Source organism: Streptococcus sp. 2154, from assembly GCF_013277255.1.
Lineage (GTDB): Bacteria > Bacillota > Bacilli > Lactobacillales > Streptococcaceae > Streptococcus > Streptococcus pseudopneumoniae.
Genome location: NZ_VMMK01000028.1, coordinates 110,927 through 114,828 on the forward strand (window position 1 = coordinate 110,927; position 3,902 = coordinate 114,828).

The 3,902-nt window shown below is 38.7% G+C and carries 2 protein-coding genes; both read left to right on the forward strand.

Annotation, left to right across the window (positions count from 1 at the left end; translation table 11 throughout):
* The first annotated feature begins 304 nt into the window (after positions 1–304).
* Positions 305–532, forward strand: coding sequence for a hypothetical protein (locus HT693_RS05080; protein ID WP_000576348.1), 228 nt, complete (start codon positions 305–307; stop codon positions 530–532).
* 287 nt (positions 533–819) lie between these two features.
* Positions 820–3,902, forward strand: a 3,083-nt coding sequence (locus tag HT693_RS05085) for a sialidase domain-containing protein (protein ID WP_172924974.1), incomplete at its 3' end; no start/stop codon positions are given.

Genomic DNA, 3,902 nt, shown 5'->3' on the forward strand with positions numbered 1-3,902 from the left:
TGATTTTCATTGAGTGTAAAAAACAGATGAGTCTCTGTTTTCTTTTTATGGACTATAAATGTTCATCTGAAACTACTTTCAAGGATATTATTATACAAAAGAGTTTCTTGAAACTAAAATCTATTATACTACACTGTATTGAAAGCGTTTTAGAAATGAGGTATAATAAATTTGCTAACACTTATAAAAAGTGATAGAATCTTATCTTTATGTATATTTAAAGATAGATTGCTGTAAAAATAGTAGCAGCTATGCGAAATGACAGATAGAGAGAAGGGATTGAAGCTTAGAAAAGGGGAATAATATGATATTTAAGGCATTCAAGACAAAAAAGCAGAGAAAAAGACAAATTGAACTACTTTTGACAGTTTTTTTCGACAGTTTTCTGATTGATTTATTTCTTCACTTATTTGGGATTGTCCCCTTTAAGCTGGATAAGATTCTGATTGTGAGCTTGATTATATTTCCCATTATTTCTACAAGTATTTATGCTTATGAAAAGCTATTTGAAAAAGTGTTCGATAAGGATTGAGCAGGAAGTATGGTGTAAATAGCATAAGCTGATGTCCATCATTTGCTTATAAAGAGATATTTTAGTTTAATTGCAGCGGTGTCCTGGTAGATAAACTAGATTGGCAGGAGTCTGATTGGAGAAAGGAGAGGGGAAATTTGGCACCAATTTGAGATAGTTTGTTTAGTTCATTTTTGTCATTTAAATGAACTGTAGTAAAAGAAAGTTAAGAAAAGACAAACTAAGTGCATTTTCTGGAGTAAATGTCTTATTTCAGAAATCGGGATATAGATATAGAGAGGAACAGTATGAATCGGAATGTTCAAGAACGTAAGTGTCGTTATAGTATTAGGAAACTATCGGTAGGAGCGGTTTCTATGATTGTGGGAGCAGTGGTGTTTGGAACGTCTCCTGTTTTAGCTCAAGAAGGGGCGAGTGAGCAACCTCTGGCAAATGAAACTCAACTTTCGGGGGGGGGGGGGAGCTCAACCCTAACTGATACAGAAAAGAGCCAGCCTTCTGAGGAAGGAGAAAATATAACTCTTCCTGCAGAGCATGTAGAGTCTGTTTCAGAGACTGAACTTTCTGGCAATGATCAAGAACAAGAAAGGGAAGATAAGCAAGAAGAAAAAATTCCAAGAGATTACTATGCACGAGATTTGGAAAATGTCGAAACAGTGATAGAAAAAGATGACTTAGAGACGAATGATTCAAATGGAAAAAGAGTAGACTTGTCTGATGAATTAGAGAAAGTAAAGGGACTCCAAAATGCAACTATTCATGTGGAGTTCAAACCGGCTGCTGATGGTCCTAGTTTTTACAATCTCTTTTCTGCTTCCAGTACAACTAAAGTAAATGAGTACTTTACAATGGCAATCAATAATGGGACAGCTTTGATAGAGGGACGTGGAGCTGATGGTAGTCAATTTTATGGAAGTTATACAGATGCGCCTTTGAAGATTAGACCAGGCAAGTATAATTCGGTTACTTTTACTGTTGAAAGACCAAAAAAGGATAGTCCAAATGGTCAGGTTCGTCTTTATGTGAATGGTGTATTATCTCGTACGAATAAAAAGTCAGGGAAATTCCTGGCAGACATGCCAGATGTGGATAAACTTCAGTTAGGTGCAACTAATAGAGCAGGAGAACTGAAGTGGGGCTCAAATCTCTCTATTCGTAATCTGACTGTATACAATCGTGCTCTAACTCCAGAGGAAGTCAAAAAACGTAGCCAGTTATTTGATGTGACAGATATTGAGCCGTCACTTCCTGAAGGGGCAGTCTTGACAGAGAAGCAAGAGTTGTTTATGAGCGGTGTCAATGGTAAGCCAAATAGTGAAGGAATTAAGAGTTATCGGATTCCAGCTTTGCTACGTACGGATAAAGGAACATTACTGGCAGGGGCAGATCAGCGTCGTCTCCACCATTCTGATTGGGGAGATATTGCTATGGTCGTTAGGAGAAGTGAGGATGGGGGAACTACTTGGCAGCCAACCTTAACCTTGACCAACTTGCGAGACAATCCAGAAGCAAAAGATCCGCAGGCACCATCTCCACTTAATATCGATATGGTCTTGGTTCAAGATCCTACCACAAAGAGAATTTTTTCAATCTACGATATGTTTCCAGAAGGTCGAGCTGTCTTTGGAATGCCAAACAAACCTCAAAAAGCTTATCAACAAGTTGGAGATAAGCACTATCAATTACTATATAAACAAGGGGAAAATCAAGCATATACTGTCCGAGAAAACGGAGAAGTATATGATGCAAATAATCAAAAAACAGATTATCGCGTTGTAGTGGATCCAAAAGAAGAAGCCTACAGAGATAAGGGTGACCTCTATAAAGGAGAAGAGCTTCTTGGGAATATCTACTTTGCTCCATCTGCTAAAAATCCATTTCGTGTAGCCTATACGAGCTATTTGTGGCTTTCCTATAGTGATGATGATGGGAAAACTTGGTCGCAAGCAAGAGATATTACACCATCAATTCGCCAAGATTGGATGAAATTTTTAGGAACAGGTCCAGGTACAGGAATTGTGCTTAGAACAGGAGAGCACAAGGGTCGTATCTTAGTTCCTACTTATACCACCAATGCTATCTCCCATCTAAGCGGATCCCAGTCTTCTCGTTTGATTTATTCAGATGACCATGGAGAAACATGGCAGGCTGGAGCGGCTGTCAATGATGATAGGACGGTAGGTAGAAGGAAAATTCATTCCTCAACTATGAATAATAGTCCTGCCCAAAATACAGAGTCAGTTGCTGTACAGTTAAATAATGGTGATGTGAAACTCTTTATGAGAGGATTAACGGGTGATTTACAGGTTGCCACAAGTAAAGATGGTGGGCAAACTTGGGACAAGGAAATCAAGAGATATAATCAGGTTAAAGATGTTTATGTCCAAATGGCTGCTATTCACACCATGCACGAAGGAAAAGAATACATCATTTTAACCAATTCAGGAGGACCTAAACGGACGAATGGAATGGCTCATTTGGCTCGTGTAGAGGACAACGGAGACTTGACTTGGTTACATCATAGACCAATTCAAAAAGGAGAGTTTGCCTATAATTCGCTCCAAGAATTAGGAAATGGGGAGTATGGTATCTTGTATGAACACACTGAAAAAGGACAAAATGACTATACCCTATCATTTAGAAAATTTAATTGGGACTTTTTAACAAAAGATCCGGTATATCCAACGAGTGTAACTATCAGGGACGTTCGTAAATTGGAAACAGAAGAAGAGGATGCAGAACAAGGTATCTTAGCTATGCAATTTGATTCTGAGGTACTAGTGAATTCTATTCCGACTTTGACTTTAGCGAATGGACACAAAGCTACCTTCTTGACCCAAGCAGATCAAAAAACTCTACTTTTCACCTTTAATAAAGAAGATGCAGGTCAAGAAATTACAGGTCTACTGGCCGGTAGAATTGACAGTATGCATGATTTACCAGTTACACTAGCTGGCAGTAGAATTCCTGAAGATGCGAAAGAAAATCCTGTCGAGACCATGAATACAGTAAGAGAAAATGTATCTGAGGAGATGACAGAAAGGAAGTCAGAGAAGGATAAATTATCTTTGGGGTCTTCAGATAGAATGGTAGCAAACTCTCCTCTTACTTCTTTTGCTCCTCGTTACCTCCAATCTTATGTAGGAGATGTTATTAAAACTGAGACTAAAGTTCCAATAACGACTGGTTGGAAGCAAGAAAATGGTACGTGGTATTTTTATACATCTGCTGGTGAAGTGGTGAAAGGCTGGCATCAGGAAGCGGATAAATGGTACTACTTGAGTTCTACTGGTGCGATGGCAACTGGTTGGGTCAGAGATGGTAATCAATGGTATTATTTGAGTGAGAGTGGAGCAATGTCTACTGGCTG

Bases quoted from the DNA above. Each gene is read 5' to 3' on its own strand.
- HT693_RS05080 (WP_000576348.1), top strand. From the start codon at position 305: ATGATATTTAAGGCATTCAAGACAAAAAAGCAGAGAAAAAGACAAATT.